This is a genomic window from Pedobacter sp. (genome assembly GCF_040513095.1).
Taxonomy (GTDB): domain Bacteria; phylum Bacteroidota; class Bacteroidia; order Sphingobacteriales; family Sphingobacteriaceae; genus Pedobacter.
In genome coordinates this window covers 1-19,213 of record NZ_JBEVDX010000152.1, presented here as the reverse complement: position 1 = coordinate 19,213, position 19,213 = coordinate 1, and the positions used below count along the sequence as shown (strand labels likewise).

16 protein-coding genes are annotated in these 19,213 nt (G+C 42.4%); 8 read left to right on the top strand and 8 right to left on the bottom strand.

Annotated elements, in window-relative coordinates; genetic code table 11:
• The first annotated feature begins 125 nt into the window (after positions 1–125).
• The gene (locus ABWY16_RS16980; RefSeq protein ID WP_353905849.1) at positions 126–1,022 is read left to right on the top strand and encodes a glycerophosphodiester phosphodiesterase family protein; all 897 of its coding nucleotides are present in this window, start codon (positions 126–128) and stop codon (positions 1,020–1,022) included.
• 32 nt (positions 1,023–1,054) lie between these two features.
• On the opposite strand, the gene ABWY16_RS16975 is transcribed toward ABWY16_RS16980, so the two are convergent.
• Positions 1,055–1,798, bottom strand: coding sequence for an oxidoreductase (locus tag ABWY16_RS16975; RefSeq protein WP_353905848.1), 744 nt, complete (start codon positions 1,796–1,798; stop codon positions 1,055–1,057).
• A 462-nt stretch (positions 1,799–2,260) separates the two neighbouring features.
• On the opposite strand from ABWY16_RS16975, the gene ABWY16_RS16970 reads away from it, so the two are divergent.
• Both ABWY16_RS16970 and ABWY16_RS16965 read left to right on the top strand, forming a co-directional pair.
• Positions 2,261–3,679 (top strand): alkaline phosphatase family protein, encoded by a 1,419-nt coding sequence (locus ABWY16_RS16970; protein ID WP_353905847.1) that lies wholly within the window; start codon positions 2,261–2,263, stop codon positions 3,677–3,679.
• A gap of 5 nt (positions 3,680–3,684) precedes the next feature.
• Complete coding sequence (locus tag ABWY16_RS16965) at positions 3,685–4,809, top strand: lysylphosphatidylglycerol synthase transmembrane domain-containing protein (protein WP_353905846.1); 1,125 nt, start codon at positions 3,685–3,687, stop codon at positions 4,807–4,809.
• A 105-nt stretch (positions 4,810–4,914) separates the two neighbouring features.
• Here the strand turns inward: ABWY16_RS16965 and ABWY16_RS16960 are convergent, their stop codons facing one another.
• The 4 genes from ABWY16_RS16960 to ABWY16_RS16945 all read right to left on the bottom strand — a co-directional run bounded on the left by ABWY16_RS16960 (position 4,915) and on the right by ABWY16_RS16945 (position 9,361).
• Positions 4,915–6,213 (bottom strand): glycosyltransferase, encoded by a 1,299-nt coding sequence (locus tag ABWY16_RS16960; protein WP_353905845.1) that lies wholly within the window; start codon positions 6,211–6,213, stop codon positions 4,915–4,917.
• Between the two features lie 151 nt (positions 6,214–6,364).
• The gene (locus tag ABWY16_RS16955) at positions 6,365–7,330 is read right to left on the bottom strand and encodes an AAA family ATPase (RefSeq protein WP_353905844.1); all 966 of its coding nucleotides are present in this window, start codon (positions 7,328–7,330) and stop codon (positions 6,365–6,367) included.
• The gene (locus ABWY16_RS16950) at positions 7,331–8,710 is read right to left on the bottom strand and encodes a peptidylprolyl isomerase (RefSeq protein WP_353905843.1); all 1,380 of its coding nucleotides are present in this window, start codon (positions 8,708–8,710) and stop codon (positions 7,331–7,333) included.
• Between the two features lie 63 nt (positions 8,711–8,773).
• A complete protein-coding gene (locus ABWY16_RS16945; RefSeq protein ID WP_353905842.1) occupies positions 8,774–9,361 on the bottom strand; it encodes a hypothetical protein in 588 nt (195 codons plus the stop codon).
• 109 nt (positions 9,362–9,470) lie between these two features.
• Here ABWY16_RS16945 and ABWY16_RS16940 point away from each other — a divergent pair, with 109 nt between their 5' ends.
• Together ABWY16_RS16940 and ABWY16_RS16935 are read left to right on the top strand one after the other, a co-directional pair.
• Positions 9,471–10,070 (top strand): hypothetical protein, encoded by a 600-nt coding sequence (locus ABWY16_RS16940; RefSeq protein WP_353905841.1) that lies wholly within the window; start codon positions 9,471–9,473, stop codon positions 10,068–10,070.
• A complete protein-coding gene (locus tag ABWY16_RS16935) occupies positions 10,071–10,652 on the top strand; it encodes a non-canonical purine NTP diphosphatase (protein ID WP_353905840.1) in 582 nt (193 codons plus the stop codon).
• Here the strand turns inward: ABWY16_RS16935 and ABWY16_RS16930 are convergent.
• Positions 10,624–12,981, bottom strand: coding sequence for an OstA-like protein (locus tag ABWY16_RS16930; RefSeq protein WP_353905839.1), 2,358 nt, complete (start codon positions 12,979–12,981; stop codon positions 10,624–10,626). The genes ABWY16_RS16935 and ABWY16_RS16930 overlap by 29 nt on opposite strands.
• Positions 12,982–13,089: 108 nt before the next feature.
• Between ABWY16_RS16930 and tilS the strand changes: the two genes are divergently transcribed.
• From tilS to bshA, 3 genes are all read left to right on the top strand, one after another.
• The gene (gene tilS, locus ABWY16_RS16925) at positions 13,090–14,421 is read left to right on the top strand and encodes a tRNA lysidine(34) synthetase TilS (protein ID WP_353905874.1); all 1,332 of its coding nucleotides are present in this window, start codon (positions 13,090–13,092) and stop codon (positions 14,419–14,421) included.
• The gene (locus tag ABWY16_RS16920; protein WP_353905838.1) at positions 14,422–14,904 is read left to right on the top strand and encodes a hypothetical protein; all 483 of its coding nucleotides are present in this window, start codon (positions 14,422–14,424) and stop codon (positions 14,902–14,904) included. It begins immediately after the preceding gene.
• A gap of 108 nt (positions 14,905–15,012) precedes the next feature.
• Positions 15,013–16,173, top strand: coding sequence for an N-acetyl-alpha-D-glucosaminyl L-malate synthase BshA (bshA, locus tag ABWY16_RS16915; RefSeq protein ID WP_353905837.1), 1,161 nt, complete (start codon positions 15,013–15,015; stop codon positions 16,171–16,173).
• A gap of 6 nt (positions 16,174–16,179) precedes the next feature.
• On the opposite strand, the gene ABWY16_RS16910 is transcribed toward bshA, so the two are convergent.
• Together ABWY16_RS16910 and ABWY16_RS16905 are read right to left on the bottom strand one after the other, a co-directional pair.
• The gene (locus ABWY16_RS16910; protein WP_353905836.1) at positions 16,180–17,295 is read right to left on the bottom strand and encodes a lactonase family protein; all 1,116 of its coding nucleotides are present in this window, start codon (positions 17,293–17,295) and stop codon (positions 16,180–16,182) included.
• A gap of 88 nt (positions 17,296–17,383) precedes the next feature.
• A complete protein-coding gene (locus ABWY16_RS16905; RefSeq protein ID WP_353905835.1) occupies positions 17,384–18,940 on the bottom strand; it encodes a pseudouridine synthase in 1,557 nt (518 codons plus the stop codon).
• Positions 18,941–19,213: the final 273 nt, after the last annotated feature.

The window sequence follows — 19,213 nt, the reverse complement described above, 5'->3', positions numbered from 1 at the left end:
CGAATTTCCTGTGTGCGTGCACAAATATATAAATATAAAATGTGTGCGCGCACAGGGTAGTGATTTTCTTTGTAATTTTGTTATGATTATTTTGAACTGAACGCAGCAGGATTTGCTATTTTTGAATGATGATGAAATTAAAAATAGCAATACTATTGGCTTTGACCTTACCTTTTGCTGCTAATGCACAGAGTTTTGATAAACAAGGCAGCAGAGGAGCCCGGGGCTTAATGCCGGAAAATACCATTGGGGGAATGCTTCGTGCCCTTGACCTTGGTGTAACTACCCTAGGAATGAATGTTGTGATCTCTAAGGACAATCAGGTAGTGCTTTCACATGAACCTTACTTCAACAATGAGATTAGTCTCACTCCCGCAGGAAAGCCTATTCCTTTAAAGGACGAGCGGAGTTTTAATATGTACAAGATGGATTATGCAGAGATCAAAAAGTTTGATGTAGGCAGTAAGCTGCACAGCCGCTTTCCCGGCCAGCAGAAGTATAAAGCTTATAAACCTTTGCTTTCTGAGGTGATCGATTCTGTTGAAGCTTATGTGAAACTACACAAGTTGCCTAAGCCAAATTACGGAATTGAGATCAAGACAGTGCGTAAAGGAGACCTTGAGTTTCATCCTGAGCCTGGAGAATTTACTCAGCTTGTAATGGATGTAGTAGAGAAGAAGAAAATCAGTAAGCGCACGATCATCCAGGCCTTCGATGTTAGAAGCCTGCAATATGTTCATGAGAAGTATCCTAAGATGCGGACTGCGCTGATGATTGACGAGAAAGAAGATTTTGAGAATAATATCAAGGATCTTGGGTTTACACCTACGGTTTATAGCCCTTATTCTGTTTTAGTTGGCAAAGGTCTTGTAGACCGCTGCCATGCGGCGGGTATTAAGATTATCCCCTGGACTGTGAATAGCCCTAAGGAGATTCAGTATATGGTTGGGTTAGGGGTTGACGGGATTATTACTGATTATCCTAATCTTTTTTCAGGGGTTGATTTGCCTGTGAAGAAGTAGATAGGTCCATTTTCCTAAGATTTATAGCGCTGTTAAATCTGACTTGTAATGATTTTATCAAATAACCTGTCACCCAGATAAACCCTCATCCAAACCAACGGCTTCGCGAATTTTCCAATACGGTAGCGCGTCTTTACTTTTTTGCTTCCTACGATTTTGCTTACGACATCCGCTATTATGTAAGGTTTAGAAGAGCCGTTTTTCTCGCTGGTCTTTTTCGCTCCATCGGAGAATTTATTCATGAGGTCTATGTACGGGCTTTGTCCTGAAATCGCTGAAATACTTTGAAGCACTACATCGTTAAACTCCGTAGCAATCAGTCCGGGCTCCAGTACCACCACATCGATATTGAAAAGTTTGAGTTCCAACCGCAGGGAGTCACTAAACCCTTCTACAGCGTGTTTGCTTGCATGGTACCATGCTCCTAAAGGAAAATACATCTTACCGCCCATAGACGATGTGTTGATGATAGTTCCGGATCTTGCTTTACGCATTTGTGGCACCACTTTCTGTGTCATGGCTGCAAGTCCAAACAGATTTACATCAAATTCTTTGCGGGCTTCTGCCAGCGGAATATCTTCCACGGAGCCGTATAGCCCATAACCGGCGTTATTCCAAAGTACATCGATCTTACCTTCTTTTTGGATTATCGTATCCACTACATACTGAATGTTTTCCTCGTTGGTTACATCCAGTTGCATAGGACAACCGCCCAGTTGTTTCAGGTCTTCCATGTTTTCCAGCCGGCGGGCTGCGGTCTCCAGTATATCCTTCACCGATTAGCGGTCTCTTTGCCCATACCAGAGCTTGCTCCGGTGATTAAGATTACATTTTTCATAATGATTGACCTTTTTGCCTATGTGCTTCATTTCTCTTTTTTTTAGGGAGAATCGGCTCAACAATTGGAGAGCCCACAATTATTAAGTTGCTACTACTTGAATTATGCAAAGGTTGTGATTCATTTGTAAGGTTAGTGTTCAGTTATATGATTGCTATTATAGGGTTTATAATACGTGATATGAAGAGTGTGAAAGCTTGCAGCTACGCGTTCATCGCGGCTGTTGAAGCTATACTCTTTAACGAAATATGCTATTTCACTAAAAATTACGTTTTAGCTTCAAAATGTAATAACGATAGTTAATGCTACATGCATTACTGTAATTATTATTTTATTTAACTTAGTTGTATGGGGGGCTGCCCTTAATGAGTTGTCCTTCCTTATATATAATACTATCAGCTTGAAGAAAATTAGAAAACGTGTTGTGTTTTATCTGTTAGACGGTGCAAGGCCGGATGTGCTAAGCGAATTAATGTCACAAGGTAAATTACCTCATTTAAAACAGCTAAAAGAAGAAGGGACTTACCGCACTGCTACAACATGCTTTCCCTCAACTACAGGTCCAGCTTACCTGCCGTTTTTGACCGGTCATTTTCCAGGAACAATGAATATCCCCGGCATTCGCTGGTTTGATAAAAAAGAGTTTAAACGCAGCCGTTGGAATAGAATGGCCATGCGTTCCTATTGCGGGCCGGAAGCGCCCTGGTTTAATACAGATATGCCTGCCGATAAACCAGCCCTGTTTGACCTTTGCGGTGATTCTTACAACCTGTATAACATGATTACCAGAAACATTCCTGACGATCATGATCTGGGTAAAAAAGGGAAGTCCTGGTTATATACCCGTGCACATTTTTTAAAGCGGCACCATCCTGTAGATATACAAGGCCACGAACGTATCATGCAAATGCTGCAAAGTGACAAGGATTTTGATTTTCTGTTTGCTGTTTTCCCAAGCGTTGACTGGGATTCTCATTATCATCACATCCGCGACGAGCGGACTGTAAAAGCCTATCAGATTGCAGACAACAGCATAGGTGAAATGAGGGCCTATCTCGAAAAAAAAGGATGGTGGCAGGATACGTTGTTTCTTTTGACCTCAGACCATGGTCTAACACCAAGTGATGCACACTTCGACCTTGGTGACTGGATGACAGAGCAGGGTCTAAAATCGGTAAGCTATCCTGTAATCTGGCGAAGAAACCCCAAGTCTGCAGTGATGATCTCTGGAAATTCATTTGGCAGTATTCACCTGCTGAATCATGCGGGGGATCATGCCCTGGGCCGCAGTGAAATCAACCAGCATTTTGGATCAGAAAGAATGAAGAACCTTCTGGATAAGAAAGCAGTTGATTTTGTGAGCTGTCGGGGAGATAACTTAGGAGAGTTTATTATTCAAAATCAAAATGGCAGTGCAATAATCAAATCTGACGGATTGAAGTTTAGTTATAACCCTATAGATGCTGATCCATTGGGAATGGGAAATATCGAGGTGTCGGGACAACAGCAGGCACTGGAGGTAACGATGGAAAGCGAATACCCTGATGCATTATTTCAGATCTCTCAATTGTTCAGAAGCAGTCGTGCGGGTGATATAGTGGTAAGCGCAGCGAACGGGCATGACTTAAGAGATTTCTGGGAATACCCGGAACATAAGGGCTCGCATGGATCTTTATGCAGAGAACATATGCTTGTGCCGCTGATTTACAATCAAAAGGGCTGGGCCAGTCATTCAGCCAGAACAGCTGATCTGTTCCCCACCATTCTAAAATGGCTAAACAAAGTGCCTGTTTCAAGCGAAGGAAGGGCCTTAAACTAAAACATATGCAATACAAAGAAGAAGTTGTAGCTCAAAAAGCCGCTCAGCCTTTAGATGAATCAGGTTTTATTCAAGGCTTTAATAAAAGATTAATCCTTAAAGGTGGAATGTGGCTGGGATTATTGACAATCGCATCAGTAGCAATTGTTTTCTTTTATTCCCATACGGATGATACCATCAAAGCACTCTCCAGCCTTAAGCTCAAATACATCGCCTTATGTTTGGGAATGGTATTTATTGACCTTATGCTCGGCAGCTGGAGGAACCACATCTTTATCCGCCAGCTTAAACCAGAACTTTCACACTGGGTAAGTTTTAAGGCTAACGTAGCCAACATGTTTATGGGGGCGGTAACACCATTTCACAGTGGGGCAGGGCCAGGGCAGTTATATGTTTACAACCGGTATGGGGTCAAAGTTTTAGATGGCTTTATTGTCAGCCTCATCAACATGGGGGCTACACTGCTCTTTATGCCGCTGGCTGGTTTATTTGCAATTTGGGCGATGAACAATCAGTTGGACAGCGGACTGATCCCGGCGCTATTAAAATATGGATTTACTGTTTTCTCTATATTCCTGTGTGTTTTCCTACTTGCGTTTTGGAAACCCTTATGGATCGGAGCTGGTCTGCTGCGGCTTGTTAAAATCATAGGTGGTATGTGGCCGGCGAAGAAAGTGAAATTACTAAAGTGGGCTGATACCAGCTATGGGAAAATCCTCAATTACCAGCAGATCTGTAAGAAATTATTGGCGGAGCATCCCTGGTTATTTCCTTTGAGCTTGCTGATTACGACACTGCTTTACCTGAACAAGTACTGCATGCAATACATTATCCTGCTTGGCTTAGGTATACGTGTTGATATTCTGGAGGTGATCAGTATTCAGGTACTGATACAGTTCATGATCTATTTTGCGCCAAGTCCGGGGGGCAGCGGTTTCGCAGAAGCCGGTATTGCAGTATTGTTTTCCAAGCTTGTACCATCAGCCGTATTGCCAGTGTTTACGCTGCTGCAGCGCTCATTTCTGCTTTTATGTCCGGCACTCATCGGTGCCTATGTCATCCTGAATTTGTTGAAAACCCATACCATGAAAGTCAGCGCGGAAAGAAGTCAAGATACTAATAAGAAGTAACCACAAGGTGGAAATATTGTAGCATTTAGGTCTTAAATGAAAAATCCGACCGGTTGTTATGCCGGCCGAAATCATTTGTTGTCAATTTGCTGCACTACCAGCAGATTAGCCAATCAGCTCTTTAATATATCTAAGGCACAGCTCTTTTGAATTATAGCTGCTGAGCTCTGTCCCAATCTTTATCACGTTATTCTTATACTGTGGATTGCCAAATACTTCCTCTACAGCATCTCTGAGCTGCTGAGGCGCCGGATTTTCTGTGTTAAGGTTGATCCCTAACTTGAAATACCCAATTCTTGAACAAGTTTCATTTTTGCCCTCATGGACGCCTGCAGCAACCATAGGCAGTTGATGTTTAATACTCAAAAGCGTACCACTGTAGCCCCCATTTGTGATATATACATTTACGCAGGGCATTATTGTATCAAAGGAAATGTAATCTTCTATAATCAAATTCTGCTGCGGGAATCTCTGTCTTAACTCTGCAGTATTGTGCCCCGCCGTAGTTGCAATAAGCAGCACATCTGTATCTTTGAAAGCTTCAAATGCCGGTACCAGAAGTTTATCGGTATCTCCTTCTACGGTACCCTGCGTGATGAGAACTATCTTTTTGTATTGATTGAGGCGGTCGTCAAACCAGGGCTCCTCGCTGCTTTTGGAAACTGCCGGAAGAAGGGAGCCTATAAACCGGATGTTATTCCCCATGTCGCTCCGCTCAAACTCAAAGCCCGGCGAACCAATTTGAAGATAAAGATCGGCCTGTCTGACGAGAAGGTCAAAGATAAGGGATTTTTTATGGGGTATATCATATTGATCGAGGATCGCAGAAAATTTGTCGATCGACTTTTTGCAGACCGAATTATTGATATGGTCGCGTAATTTCGCATATTCATTCCGCTCGGCCTCATTTGTAGGTGGCAGCAATCCCATTCCATATGGTGCCAGGTCAACAGATTCTTCATAGAGAACACTTATACCGATAGCTATCACAGGTATCTTGAGTTTATGCTTAACGAAGGGGATCACAGAAAAAGCACCATCTGTGATCATCATGTCAAATTTAAATGTTTCATAGATATCAATGACATCTTCAAAGTATTCAGGCCCCCGGTCTCCAAGGAGATGGATCAGGTCAAACTCTACTTTCTCTGAGGGATCATCGATCTCCACCCTTTCAGGGAAGAGTTTGTTCAAATTGCTGCCCGTTACTTCCAGCGCTTTGACAAGCGGATATAATGGTATATCCAGGCGGTCCAGTTTTTTTTTAAAAATTGAGGATGTATACCAGCGAACATCGCAACCTTGCTCTTTTAAATAAACAGCTAAGCCCGTAAGAGGATTAAAATGACCGTCAGCAGGTACGGTACCAAACAGGATCTTTTTTCCCTTTAGTTGTAATTGCATAAGATATGATTATTTATGTGTCCCCAAAAATCGCCATAGCTTAGCAGCTTACATATCGCCAAACATGGGGGTTACTGCAGATAATGCTAATGTAGGACTGGATGGAATATGCTTTTTAAAAAGGGGGAAATAATAGCTGGGAAATTTGGATCTACAGCAAATTCTTAATGATCTTCTCAATAGAAATACCTTCAGCTTCTGCACGGTAATTCCTAACGATCCTGTGGCGCAAGATGGCCTCAGCTACTGCTTGTACATCTTCAATGTCAGGAGAGTATTTACCAGATATCGCCGCATGGCATTTAGCCCCTAGTATAAGGAACTGTGATGCACGGGGGCCTGCGCCCCAATTCACATACTGATTGATTTCAGCTGTTGCAAGCGGACTGCCCGGGCGTGTTTTGCCGGTAAGTTTTACTGCATATTCCAATACATTATCTGTGACAGGAATAGTTCTGATCAATTGTTGAAAATACTGGATCTGTTCTGCATTGATCAGCTTGCGGAGACTTACAGTTTCACCACCGGTAGAGTTTCTTACAATAGTCATTTCATCAGCGAAACTTGGATAAGTAAGCTGGATGTTGAACATGAAACGGTCTAACTGTGCTTCCGGAAGGGGATAAGTACCTTCCTGTTCAATAGGATTCTGTGTAGCCAGTACAAAAAATGGTTTTGGGAGGATATGTTTAAATCCTGCGGCAGTAACCGCCTTTTCCTGCATGGCTTCTAAAAGAGCGGCCTGAGTTTTTGGCGGAGTTCTGTTGATCTCGTCTGCAAGTACTATATTAGAAAAGACAGGGCCTTTAATAAATTTAAAGTTCCTGTCTTCTCCTAAGATCTCGGCGCCGATGATATCGCCAGGCATGAGGTCTGGCGTAAACTGTATGCGGTTAAAATTAAGGTCCAGCACATCTGCAACGGTTTGCACCAGGAGGGTTTTTGCCAGTCCCGGAACGCCTACCAGTAAACAGTGGCCATTGCTGAATATGGAGATGAGCACAGCTTTCACTGCTTCATCCTGGCCAATAACGACTTTGCTTATCTCATTTTTAATATCAATATAAGATTGGTGCAGGGCATCAACTGCCGCGATGTCGTTATGGTATGCTGTCATTTATTTCGCTTCTGTGGTACTTGCAGCAGGTTTAGTCCAGAGTTTCAGTTCACTGCACTCCTGGTAATCGCTGTCGATCCTAATGTAAGTGTTCTTTCTTCTTTTTTCAAACCATTCACTCATGGTACGGTCACTTTTTTCCTGTTGTGCCTTATCCTTGAATTTTGTGTAATCCTGGTCAAGGTTTCCTTTGTGCGCCGCAACACTGGATTTAAGGAATACGATCTTGTAACCTTCTTTTCCATCCTGTCCAGTAAAAGGTACCGGTTTAGATATTTCGCCCACTTTCATGGTATCAATTACCTGGTAAATTTTAGGATCAAGCTTGTCCGCAGGGATAAATGTTGTTCTCGCTGTAACGTTATCTGCAAAGAGTATCATCCCTCCGTTATACTTCGATTCCTTGTCAGCAGAATACAATGAAGCTGCGGTAGAGAAACTCAGTTTTTTATCGAGGATGTTTGTATAGATGCTATCTGCATGCAGTTTGGTACGTTCTAAACTTGCAGGGGTACTTTGCGGGCGGATCAGGATATGGCGTGCATGAACCTGCTCACCTCTTCTCTCCACAACCTGCAGGATGTGGAAACCGAAATCAGTTTCGAATACAGGAGAAAGTTCACCTGGTTTCAGCTTAAAAGCCCACGCTGTAAATTCTTTGGCCATCTGTGTACGGTCAAAGAAACCAAGGTCGCCCCCTTCAGCAGCAGATCCCGGATCTTCAGAATATGTTTTTGCCAGGAAACCAAAGTCTTCGCCGCTTTTCACACGAAGCCTGATGGCATCCAGTTTATCCATGAACCTTTGTTTCTCTGCCTTTGTCAGTTCAGGGTTCAAAGTGATTTCTCCTACTTCGTATTCTGCAGGGATATCAGGCAGGCTGTCTTTTTTATAGGTATCAAAATATTTTTTTACTTCAAGAGGAGTAATGCTCACTTTTTCTGTGATCGTACCCTGCATCTTGTTGGCCTGAAGCTGATCTTTTACGTCGGCTCTCATCTCATCTTTATATTGCAGTACAGACTTGTTCAGGAATTCTTCCAGTTTATCCTGGCCACCTGCACGCTGAATCTGGTAGCGCATTCTTCTGTCCAGCTCATCATCAACCTGTTTATCATCAACCATTACAGAGTCGATATCAGCCTGCTGTTTTAACAAACGCTGAACCAGCATCTGTTGCATGAAGTAACATTTTGCTTTGGTCTCATCAGGTGGATTACCCTGGTTAAGGTACATTACGTATTGCTGATTCAGTTCAGATAATAAGATCACGTCACTACCAAGCACCGCGATTACTTTATCTACGCTTTTTGTCTGAGCCTGTACATTCAATATAAACAAGAAGAGCAACCCGCTTGCCATCAATAAAACTTTCTTCATTATACTTTCTTCAATTATATTTTGTTTGCAAATTTACTATTATTCAACCATTTGTAGATAATATCATCTGATCAACTTATTGAGCAGGTTCTGATCTATGGTTATTTTATATTTATTTCTCAGTGAGGTTACCCAGTCGCACTCTATTTTCTTCTGATAATCGGCTGATACTTCAGTCTGTACCTCATCAAAAAGCTTTGACGAATACTGCTGTTTGTGGCTGTTATAATATTCCTGTAAACTATCTTCTTCCTCGCCTACCTTGTCCCAGATTTTTGTCTGTGAGATATTAAAAAGCAGGAGTGCCTCTTTATATTCATTGATCACAAGAGAATAATCTGCTTTCTGTGCTTCGGGTGGCATGGATGACAGTAAGGCTGCTTCATAATTTTTTGTCTCAGCGATATAGGTACTGTCTTTGTCGAGACCCGCTGCCTTTGCATCTTCTACTTTAAGTTTGAAGTCTATATAAATATTCAAAAATGAGATCAGATCTGTCAGTGTAGGTTGGGTATTCCCCGGACGGTGTTTTTTATATACCCATACGAATTCTTTCTGGCTGATGGGATTGCTGTTTACAACAGCAACGTTTTGTGCAACAGTACCGAAATAGAAAAAACAGAGAATAATGATACAGCAGGTTTTTCTCACAGAAGCTTTACTAGGGTATTTTTAAGCTATAAAAGTAATAAATAAAGGCGCTATAATAGGATATTTAACTAATTTTAACAGAAAAATATTCCTATATCCTATAGCATTCATGGCTGAACAATTAACTACAAGTGCCGAAGCGCTTCGTTTATTTTTTACTGATGATATTTACCTGGTCAGAACTGAAGAGATTAGTGTTGCCGTTGCAGCTTCACCCGCTGTGTCAGATGCAGCTGTAAGTACACCTCAACCAGCTTCTGTTCCAGTGTCTGCCCCGGTTATACCGGTAGCACCTATGCCAGTAATAGCTCCTGCTTCCGAAATTGTATTTAAATATCTTGGCAAAAACCAGAAAAATGTGCTAATCCTGGTAAATGATGGGGAAAACGATGTGAGTTCTGAAGGCGGTAGAGAGTTGCTCAGGAACCTGGTAAAAGCAATGCAGCTTACGGCAAATGATTTTGCACTGTTAAATTACTTCAGTTATAGCCATGTGCAATTTGAGGAACTGAGCAGATTCTTCAGCAGCAAACTTGTACTTGGATTTGGTGTGAGTCCTGCACAGTTGGGCCTCCCTGATCAGCCTCAGCATAGTGTTGGTTCGCATGGGAATACCCAGCTTGTATTTACAGGCAGGCTCGACCTTCTGGCCCGGGATCAGGATGGCAAGAAAAAATTATGGAGCAGCCTTAAACAATTTATATTTTAGATGAGACAATTAGTATTTGCCACAAATAACCAGCATAAAACCAGCGAAGTGAGAACCCTGCTTACCGGACAATATGAAGTACTTAACCTGGCCGACATCGGCTGTACAACAGATATTCCGGAAACAGCAGATAATTTTGCAGGAAATGCAGAGCTGAAAAGCAGCTTTGTTGCCGAAAACTTTAAGCTCGACTGCTTTGCTGATGACAGCGGACTGGAAGTAGAGGCTTTGAACAATGAACCCGGGATATACTCTGCCCGATACGCCGGAGAAAGGGGCGACGAAGCAAACCTTCAATTAGTCTTGCAAAAGATGAAAGGTGTACAAAACAGGAAAGCAAGGTTCAGAACTGTGGTTTCCCTGATCCGTGACGGCCAAAGATTTCTTTTTGAGGGAGCTATAGAGGGCACAATTAGAGAAAACCCAACCGGTGCTAACGGATTTGGATATGATCCGATTTTCCAGCCGGATGGTTATGACTGTACTTTTGCAGAAATGGACATGACCGAGAAAAACCAGATCAGTCACAGAGCTATCGCCATGCGCAAGCTGATTACTTTTTTAAAGGAGCAGGCAGTTTAGACAGCGAATCTGCTTTGTTGATCAATCCTGGCAGTTCTTTCTTTGCAGTATCAATCAGTTTAGCCGGGATTGAATCCTTCAGTTTTAGCGAATTGGCAGTTTTTCCAAGCTGTTTGATAGTGCTGATTTGTTTCCTGACTGCAGAAGGGCTTACAGCCGAAGGACTGGATGATCCCAATTGTTTCATAGCTTCTTTAGCAGCGAGATTTTTAAGATCGCCCAACTTTGTACCTGCCGGGGCTTTTGCATCTTTAAGTAAGCCTTTAACCTGATTTACCCCTTTGCCAGGAGCCTTCGCGACCACAGGTTTTTTAGGTTTGGCAATCGCCCTGGGATTTGTGATATCTCTTTTGGATCGGGGCCTAAGTTCGGGCTTCCAGATAAAACCTGTCAGGATTACATCCTGTTTGATATCTGCAACCGGTGTGGTGGCACCTTCTACATTCTTTATTGGTACAACATCCCCAATCTCACTGTTCCTGAAAACGATCTTGATCCTGCTGCTGACAGTCTGGTTCATTTTCTCGTATTTCTTTCCATCATCAGTTTTGGTGAAATAAACACTTTCGGCATTGCCATCCACGTACATGCTGCTCAGTTTCCCTTCTTTAAAAAATCCGGTGATCATTTTACCTTTAATCTGATTGAACTTTGTGGTGTCTATCGGATCTACGTTTACCGCGAAGGCATTCTGGATCACCTGCACAGAACTGATCTTTTTATTTCTGAGCTGTAAATAAATGGTATCACCTGTTTGCTGTGAACCCTGCGACCAGATAATAGGATTTCTGTACCAGCGCAGGGTAGAATCTGCACTTGTATAAAAAAGCGAATCGGCTTTTGCCTGCATGTTCGATTTGAATACATTCACATGTCTGAAAGCTTTAATACTTCGGGTACGTACCGTGTCCAGCGGATTAACAGGAAGGCTGTCTTTAACCACTGGTTTTTTTATTCCCAGCTGAAGTTTAGCTTTTGGAACAGTCACGGTCCTTTTCATGCCCGGAGGTAATTTCAGGCTATCGGTTTTCAGGGAATCTTTTTTAAATACCGGAAGTTTGACTGTAGAATCCTTTTTGGTAAGCGCGACGGGCACCTTTACAGCAGAGTCAGTTTTTAAACTATCCTTCGCCCCAACTGGCGGTTTAACTCCCGCTAGTGGTTTTTTCTTATCATCAGGCTTTTGTCCGCCCGGTGGCGGGCTTCCCGGTTTGCCCTGAGCAGCGCTGCCAGGCTTTTTATCAGCAACAGGTGATTTTTTACTGACCCCGTTCATTTTGCTTTCGCGGTCTTCATCGCCCAGTTCATTATCCTTTTTAATGACAGGTCCTTTAATCAGCTTTAATGATTTCTGCAATACCATCTGTGTTTCGAGGGTATCGGCACCAAGCCACAGACTGTCCGGCTGTTTTACATCTTTTACCATCACAGTGTCGTTTGTTCCCATCCCTGCATATGCATTTTTGGTAACCACCGTTCGCTGGTCAGCTTTATAGTAATATCCAAGCTGGCCACGCATCAGCATTTTATCTACTGTATCCCTGAAGGTGATGTTTTTCACAGCTCTACCGTAACCAGCAATACCATCATAATATAAACTGTCACCCTTCATAGACCTGCTGCCGGAGGTATAGAGATTGTTTTTTCCAAAATAGGCATACCTGGTTTTGGTATTGTAAGCGCCATTTTCGGTGTAAAGGTTACCGCCGTCCTTTTCCTTGATATTGGTAGGGCCATAGAAATAAGCCCAGTTGCTGAAAGTGTTGTAGCGCAGCGTATCAGATTTGATGGTACTCTGTTCAGTAACAACCAATACATTGTAGCGGAAATAGGCATCCCGGCTGTTTGCAAAATAATAACCGTTTTTACTGGTAATGGTAGCGTCTTTGTTCACGATCTTACCGCCGTCTACATAAGTACCTACTTTGGGCACCATGCTGTAGTCCAGCACATTGGTTGTAAGTACAGAACTTTTATCCACAAGCCTGACGTTACTTGTTAAATGCGCAAGTTTGGCATTTCCATCATAGGTAAGAAAGTCAGAATAGATATTAATGGTATCAGCCTGGTTGATGTGTACATTGTTATAGGCTTCGAAGTAGTTTTTCGCAGTATAAAAAACTGCACTGTCGCATGTAAGAATAGCGTTATCCTGTTTAAATACAGGTCTCCTCAGATAGGTGATATCGGTTTTGGTAATGATCCGGCTACGTTCTGAACTTTGCAGAATAATCTTGGTTTTCTGCTGGGCAGAGAGACCCAGGGGGAGTAAAAAAAACAGGAAGAATCCTGCAAGTATTTTCCCGGATGTGGCAGACAGTAAATTCATGAAAGCACCATGAATGTTAAAAGTGTGGTTTTTTTGCACTTTACAAAGTTAGTTTTTTGCGCAGCAATATTCATATAGTTAATTATTGTTTTTTCCGTAGTTTTGAAGATGTTACCCCTGCAAACCTTCGCTGAATACATCCGTAAAAACGACCTGTTTAATCGTACACATAAGATTTTACTCGCTGTAAGCGGAGGAAAAGACTCTGTTCTGATGGTTCATTATTTTAAGGAGGCGGGCTTTAAATTTGGAATTGCACACTGTAATTTTGGCTTAAGGGGCGGCGAATCGCAAAGGGATGAACATTTTGTCCGTACCCTTGCCGCTGTAATGGACGTTCCTTTGTATGTAACGCATTTCGAAACAAAAACTTATGCTGCTGATCATAAAATATCTACCCAGATGGCAGCCCGCGATTTACGGTACAGCTGGTTTGAAGAACTGAGAAGCAACGAGCAATATGATTTCATCGCCGTAGCACATCACCAGGATGATGCAATAGAAACGGTTTTACTGAATCTTGTGAGAGGAACTGGAATAGCAGGTTTACATGGGATTCTTCCTAAAAGGGATTACCTGGTAAGACCATTGCTGTTTCTTTCACGCAAGGAGATAGACGAACTGATCAGTTCAAATTCCATTGAGTATGTAGAGGACAGTTCCAACCTGACCAGCAATTACGCAAGGAACAAATTGAGGCTGGATGTAATTCCAAAGTTAAAGGAGATTAACCCCAATCTGGAAGAAACCTTTGCACGTAATATAGTGCGCTTCGCGGATACGGAGATCGTATTACAGCAGCGTATCGCTCAGCTGACAGCAGAAATTTGTGAGAAACGGATTAACGGTGTGTATCTCCTGATTGAAAAAGTTGTTGCTTTACGTCCGCAGCGTTTGCTTCTCTCTGAGCTATTGAAGCCCTACGGGTTTACTGAAATGGTAGCTGAAGAATTGCTGGCTTCACTGGACAAACAAAGCGGAACTTCATTTTACAGTCCCAGCCACCGCATCACGATAGACAGAACCGAACTCATCATCACAAACACGATTGAAGAGCATGACCGCCACCATATGATCCACCGGGCAGACAAAACGCTGCAGCTGGACAGGCAAATGATTGAGATCACCTATGCAGAAGAGGTCAGCTTTGAAAGTAACCTGCATAAAGCCTTTATAGATGTGGAAAAACTAATCTTTCCGCTGATCCTGAGAAACTGGCAGGAGGGTGACCGTTTTATGCCGCTGGGAATGAAAAACTTTAAAAACCTGAGCGACTTTTTTATCGATCAAAAGGTGCCCCTGCCCGAAAAGGAGAATATTCCAATTTTAATTAATGGCAACGGGGAGATCGTCTGGGTGATGGGTTTGCGACAGGACAACCGATATAAAGTGACGTCAACCACAAAAAAAGTCGTTATATTCGAACAGAAATTTAAATAAATGATCAATAAGTACGCTTTTCTTGAAAAACAATACATAGGCCGGGATTACATCAGGATTGCTATTCGTTTATTAATGGCAGCTTTCTGTTTTGGTGCTTATGTATATGAAAGGGACCGCGACAATACGCAGGATCTTTTTCTTGTTGTAGGTTTTGGAATTATCGGGATCTCTATCATCCTGCTGTTTATGATCCAGTACAAGATCATCATTCACAATAAGAGTATTGTTATCGATGGGTTGTGGACTGCCAAGAAGGTGAAAATCGACCTGAACAGTATTGTAAGTGTTAGAAAGGATTCCTACAGTAACTACTTGTTTAATAATCCTGTATATAATCTGCACCGTAAGGGAAGTATACGTTTCTATTCTTCAGGAAAGGACGCTATAGTATTAACTGACCGGGATGGACTGATGTATTATATTGGAACACAAAGGCCTAACGAAATGTTATTGGTGATCCAGGCAGAAATGGGAAGATAATTTTGTTACAAACCAAATAATTGCAATTGTTTAACACAAAGCTCATGTTTAGTACTGTAATTTGCAACCGCAAAACAGTTAAATTGTGACTGTCTAAGAACTGAATTAATGAAGATAGGTATTGTTTGTTACCCCACATTTGGCGGTAGCGGTGTTGTAGCCACAGAATTAGGAAAGGCACTGGCCGATGAAGGGCATCAGGTACATTTTATTACCTATAGCCAGCCTGCCAGGTTAGACTTTTTCTCTGCTAACCTATACTACCATGAGGTTTCTGTGAGAGATTATCCCCTGTTTGATTATGCTCCCTATGAATCGGCTCTGGCCAGCAAATTGGTAGATGTAGTAAGATTTGAAAAACTGGATATCCTGCACGTTCATTATGCAATTCCACATGCTTCTGCAGCTTTTATGGCCAAGCAAATTCTGGAAACTTACGGTATCCATATTCCTTTTGTAACTACCCTTCACGGTACTGATATCACATTGGTTGGAAAAGATCCAACATATAAACCGGTGGTTACGTTCTCAATCAACAAATCTGATGGCGTAACTACTGTTTCTGCAGATTTGAAAGAAGATACCAAGAAACATTTTGATATTACCAATGAGATTGAGGTGATCCCTAATTTCATTGATTTTACTAGGTTTAGCTTGAAGGCGAAAGATCACTTTAAGAAGGCGATCGCTCCAAATAATGAAAGGATTCTAATCCATACATCCAATTTCCGCAAGGTGAAAAGAACTGCTGATGTGATTAAGATGTTTAAACTTATCCATGATCAGATCCCTTCAAGATTACTGATGGTTGGTGATGGACCTGACCGTGCAAATAATGAGCAGTTATGTCGTGATCTGGGAATTTGTGACCAGGTACGTTTTCTGGGCAAACAGGATGCGATTGAGGAAATTCTCTCTGTATCTGATTTGTTTTTGATGCCTTCTGAAACGGAAAGCTTTGGATTGGCAGCGTTAGAAGCTATGGCTTGCAAGGTGCCTATTATTACATCCAACGCAGGTGGTTTACCTGAACTGAATGTAGATGGCTTCTGTGGTTATATGAGTAACGTTGGTGATGTTGAGGATATGGCTGTTAAAGCAATTTCTATCCTTAAGGACGATGAAGTGCTGAACCGTTTTAAAGAGAATGCGTTTACCAGGGCACAGGATTTTGATTTGAAAAAGATCCTGCCTTTTTATATTGAAATGTACAATAAGATTATTGCCAAAAGCCATGCACACCTGCTGACTCCGCAGGTTGACTTATAGACCTGCTTATTTTTTAGGTACAAATACAAAACATACCGGGGCACCAATATCAATCTTCTTGCCGGTGTTCGTAAGTTCACCGGTAATCTTATTGCGTTTAAAAATGATGATATCATTGCTTTTCTGGTGGCCTGCAAGCAGCCAGTTTCCGCTCGGATCTATAGTAAATGCGCGCGGGGCATCTCCCCCAGAGCTGATCTGACCTTTTTTGCTGAGTTTCCCGTCTTTGCCTATGGCAAATGTTGTGATGGTATTTGCAGTACCTCTGTTACTGATGTACAGGAACTTTCCGTCTGCTGATAGCTGGATATCTGAACCGCCGCTCTGGCCTTTAAAATCTTTGTCAACCACACTGGTTTCCTGGATCTTTTTGAGCGTACCATTGTTGTAACTGAAAGCTGTCACATCGCCATGCATCTCCTGAATCAGATAAGCGTATTTACCACTGTTGCCAAATACGATGTGCCTGGGGCCGCTGCCTGGTTTGGTGTCAATGCTATCTTTTAGTGTCAGGACCTCATTATCAGCATACTTATTGTAAGCATAGATTTTTACTTTATCCTCTCCCAGATCGTTGCATACAACGTATTTATGGTCAGGTGTGAAGCGCACCATGTGTACGTGTGCACTTTCCTGTCTTGCTTTGTCGATTCCCGATCCGGTATGCTGGATCAATTGTTTTACCGGGGTTAGTGCTCCGCTGCGGTCTCTGCCATAAACGGAAATGCTGCCACCACTGTAGTTGGCAGTAATTACATTCTGATCATCGGCAATCAGGTAGCATGGATCGGCGCCATCAACCTTCTGTTTATTCAGAAAATCTAATTTGCCTGTAGCCTCATCAAAACTAAAAGCACTTACCATGCTTCTGTCAGCGTCTTCGTTTACCGCATACAGGAACTTTTTATCAGCCGTTAGGGTGAGGAAACTTGGATTGATAACGTTCTTCTGTACGCTTACCTGCCTAAGACCGGCAGTAACGGCATCGAAGTCATATACATAAATCCCCTCGCTTTTTCCGGGGGCAGTGTAGGTTCCGATTACCAGACGGTAATCTGATTTTTGTGCTTCTGCAGTTAAGGAACTCATGATCACAGCTAACAGGTAAACTAATTTTCTCATTGGATGATTGTTGGCTCTCAGTTATGAAGCCGGCATAGGATTGATCTTATGCCGGCTTCATGTTAACTATAACGTCAATGCGCTTATATTATTGGATCAGATGTTTGATCTGGATCAGTTCATGCTCTTCTAAATAACGCCATCTTCCGCGTGGAAGATCTTTTTTAGTCAGGTTACCATAAACTACGCGGTCCAGCTTTACTACTTCGTATCCCAGGTGTTCAAATATTCTGCGGACAATCCTGTTTTTACCACTGTGGATCTGGATGCCTACTTCACGCTTTGATCCCCCTGCAACATAAGATACGGAATCTGGTTTTATTATACCGTCTTCAAGTTCAAGTCCAAACTGGATCTTGTTCAGGTCGCCCTGGCTCAGGCTTTTGCTCAGTTCAACATGGTAAATCTTGGTAATGCCATTTTTAGGGTGTGACAGTTTATCTGCAAGATCACCATCATTGGTCATTAATAATAAACCGGTAGTATTACGGTCTAAACGGCCAACAGGATAGATACGTTCCCTGCTTGCTTTTTCCACCAGTGACATTACTGTACGGCGTTCCTGAGGATCATCCGTAGTAGTGATATAATCTTTTGGTTTGTTCAGCAACACATAAATCCTTTTTTCACGTTTCAGCAGCTCACCATTGTAGCGTACTTCATCTTTTGCAGGATCTACTTTATGGCCCAGTTCAGAAACCGGAACACCATTTACTGACACTACACCTGCAGCAATCAGTTCATCTGCCTTACGGCGTGAACAGATACCAGAGTTGGCAATGTAACGGTTCAAACGGATTTTTCCGTCATCAACGCTGTTGCTTTCTTTTCTGCTGCGCATTACAGGGGCTGCTGCCGGACGGTCTTTAGAGAATGGTTTTCCGCCTGATAACAGGGGACCGCCTTCTTCTCTTTTTCTGAATGGCCTGCTGTCTGTACTTCTTGAAGTGCTGGTTTTTTTATCGAATGTTCTGAATGGTCTTTCGCCATCCGTACTGAAATTGTCTTTTTTTACATAACTGCGGCTTTCATTTCTTGGCATTTCTTTAGAACTGCCTTCTTTGAATGCGCGTGGTTTGAAGCTTGACGGACCTGCTGAACTTCTCGGGCTTTTAGGCCTGAAACTCTGGCTTTCCCCATCTTTACCTGCTCTGGGTCTGAAATTGCTGCTGTCACCTTCTCTTGGTTTAAAGCTGCTTCTTTCTCCGTCTCTTGGCGGTCTGCCTTTAAAATCCTTGGTATCGCCATCTCTTCCAGTTCTTGGTCTGAAGCTGCTGTCACCTTCTCTTGGTTTGAAGCTGCTTCTTTCTCCGTCCCTCGGAGGTCTGCTGTTGAAGTCTTTGGCATCGCCATCTCTTCCTGTTCTTGGTCTGAAGTTGCTGCTGCCACTTTCTCTTGATTTAAAGCTGCTTCTTTCTCCGTCTCTCGGAGGTCTGCTGTTAAAATCATCGCCCTCTTTTGCTGCCCTTGGTCTGTAGTTGTCTTTGCCAGCTCCAGATTTACTCTTATCGTTCCCCTCTTTCCCCTCAAACCTGCTTTTGCCTTTGTAAGAACTATCAGTTCCACTCTGGGTTCTACCTGTTGTGCTTCGGTTTCCCGGTTTGGACTTGTCATCCCGACTGTTCCTGTTGTTATTTTTTGTCATGATACGCTGTTTACCACATAATTAATGCGGGGTGCAAATTTAATAAAAATAGCTCAAATCACCTCTTTTAATTTCGGGCTCATTGTTGATTTTAAAATCGTGCTTTATAGGCGTTTAAACGGTGCTTTTGTCCCTAAATTATGTAATGGGTTGATAATTAGGTTTATATATTGTATGTTTGCAGGCGTTTTATAATTGTTAACCAAAAAAAGGAGGAAAATGATAAAGAAACACATAATAACATGTTCAGTAATCTTAGGGTTATTGGTTATG

Coding starts and splice junctions, on each gene's coding strand:
- bshA (WP_353905837.1), top strand. CDS start 15,013: ATGAAGATAGGTATTGTTTGTTACCCCACATTTGGCGGTAGCGGTGTT.
- ABWY16_RS16955 (WP_353905844.1), bottom strand. CDS start 7,330: ATGACAGCATACCATAACGACATCGCGGCAGTTGATGCCCTGCACCAA.
- ABWY16_RS16905 (WP_353905835.1), bottom strand. CDS start 18,940: ATGACAAAAAATAACAACAGGAACAGTCGGGATGACAAGTCCAAACCG.
- ABWY16_RS16930 (WP_353905839.1), bottom strand. CDS start 12,981: ATGAATTTACTGTCTGCCACATCCGGGAAAATACTTGCAGGATTCTTC.
- ABWY16_RS16965 (WP_353905846.1), top strand. CDS start 3,685: ATGCAATACAAAGAAGAAGTTGTAGCTCAAAAAGCCGCTCAGCCTTTA.
- ABWY16_RS16920 (WP_353905838.1), top strand. CDS start 14,422: ATGATCAATAAGTACGCTTTTCTTGAAAAACAATACATAGGCCGGGAT.
- ABWY16_RS16980 (WP_353905849.1), top strand. CDS start 126: ATGATGATGAAATTAAAAATAGCAATACTATTGGCTTTGACCTTACCT.
- ABWY16_RS16910 (WP_353905836.1), bottom strand. CDS start 17,295: ATGAGAAAATTAGTTTACCTGTTAGCTGTGATCATGAGTTCCTTAACT.
- ABWY16_RS16935 (WP_353905840.1), top strand. CDS start 10,071: ATGAGACAATTAGTATTTGCCACAAATAACCAGCATAAAACCAGCGAA.
- ABWY16_RS16960 (WP_353905845.1), bottom strand. CDS start 6,213: ATGCAATTACAACTAAAGGGAAAAAAGATCCTGTTTGGTACCGTACCT.
- ABWY16_RS16950 (WP_353905843.1), bottom strand. CDS start 8,710: ATGAAGAAAGTTTTATTGATGGCAAGCGGGTTGCTCTTCTTGTTTATA.
- ABWY16_RS16940 (WP_353905841.1), top strand. CDS start 9,471: ATGGCTGAACAATTAACTACAAGTGCCGAAGCGCTTCGTTTATTTTTT.
- tilS (WP_353905874.1), top strand. CDS start 13,090: ATGTTACCCCTGCAAACCTTCGCTGAATACATCCGTAAAAACGACCTG.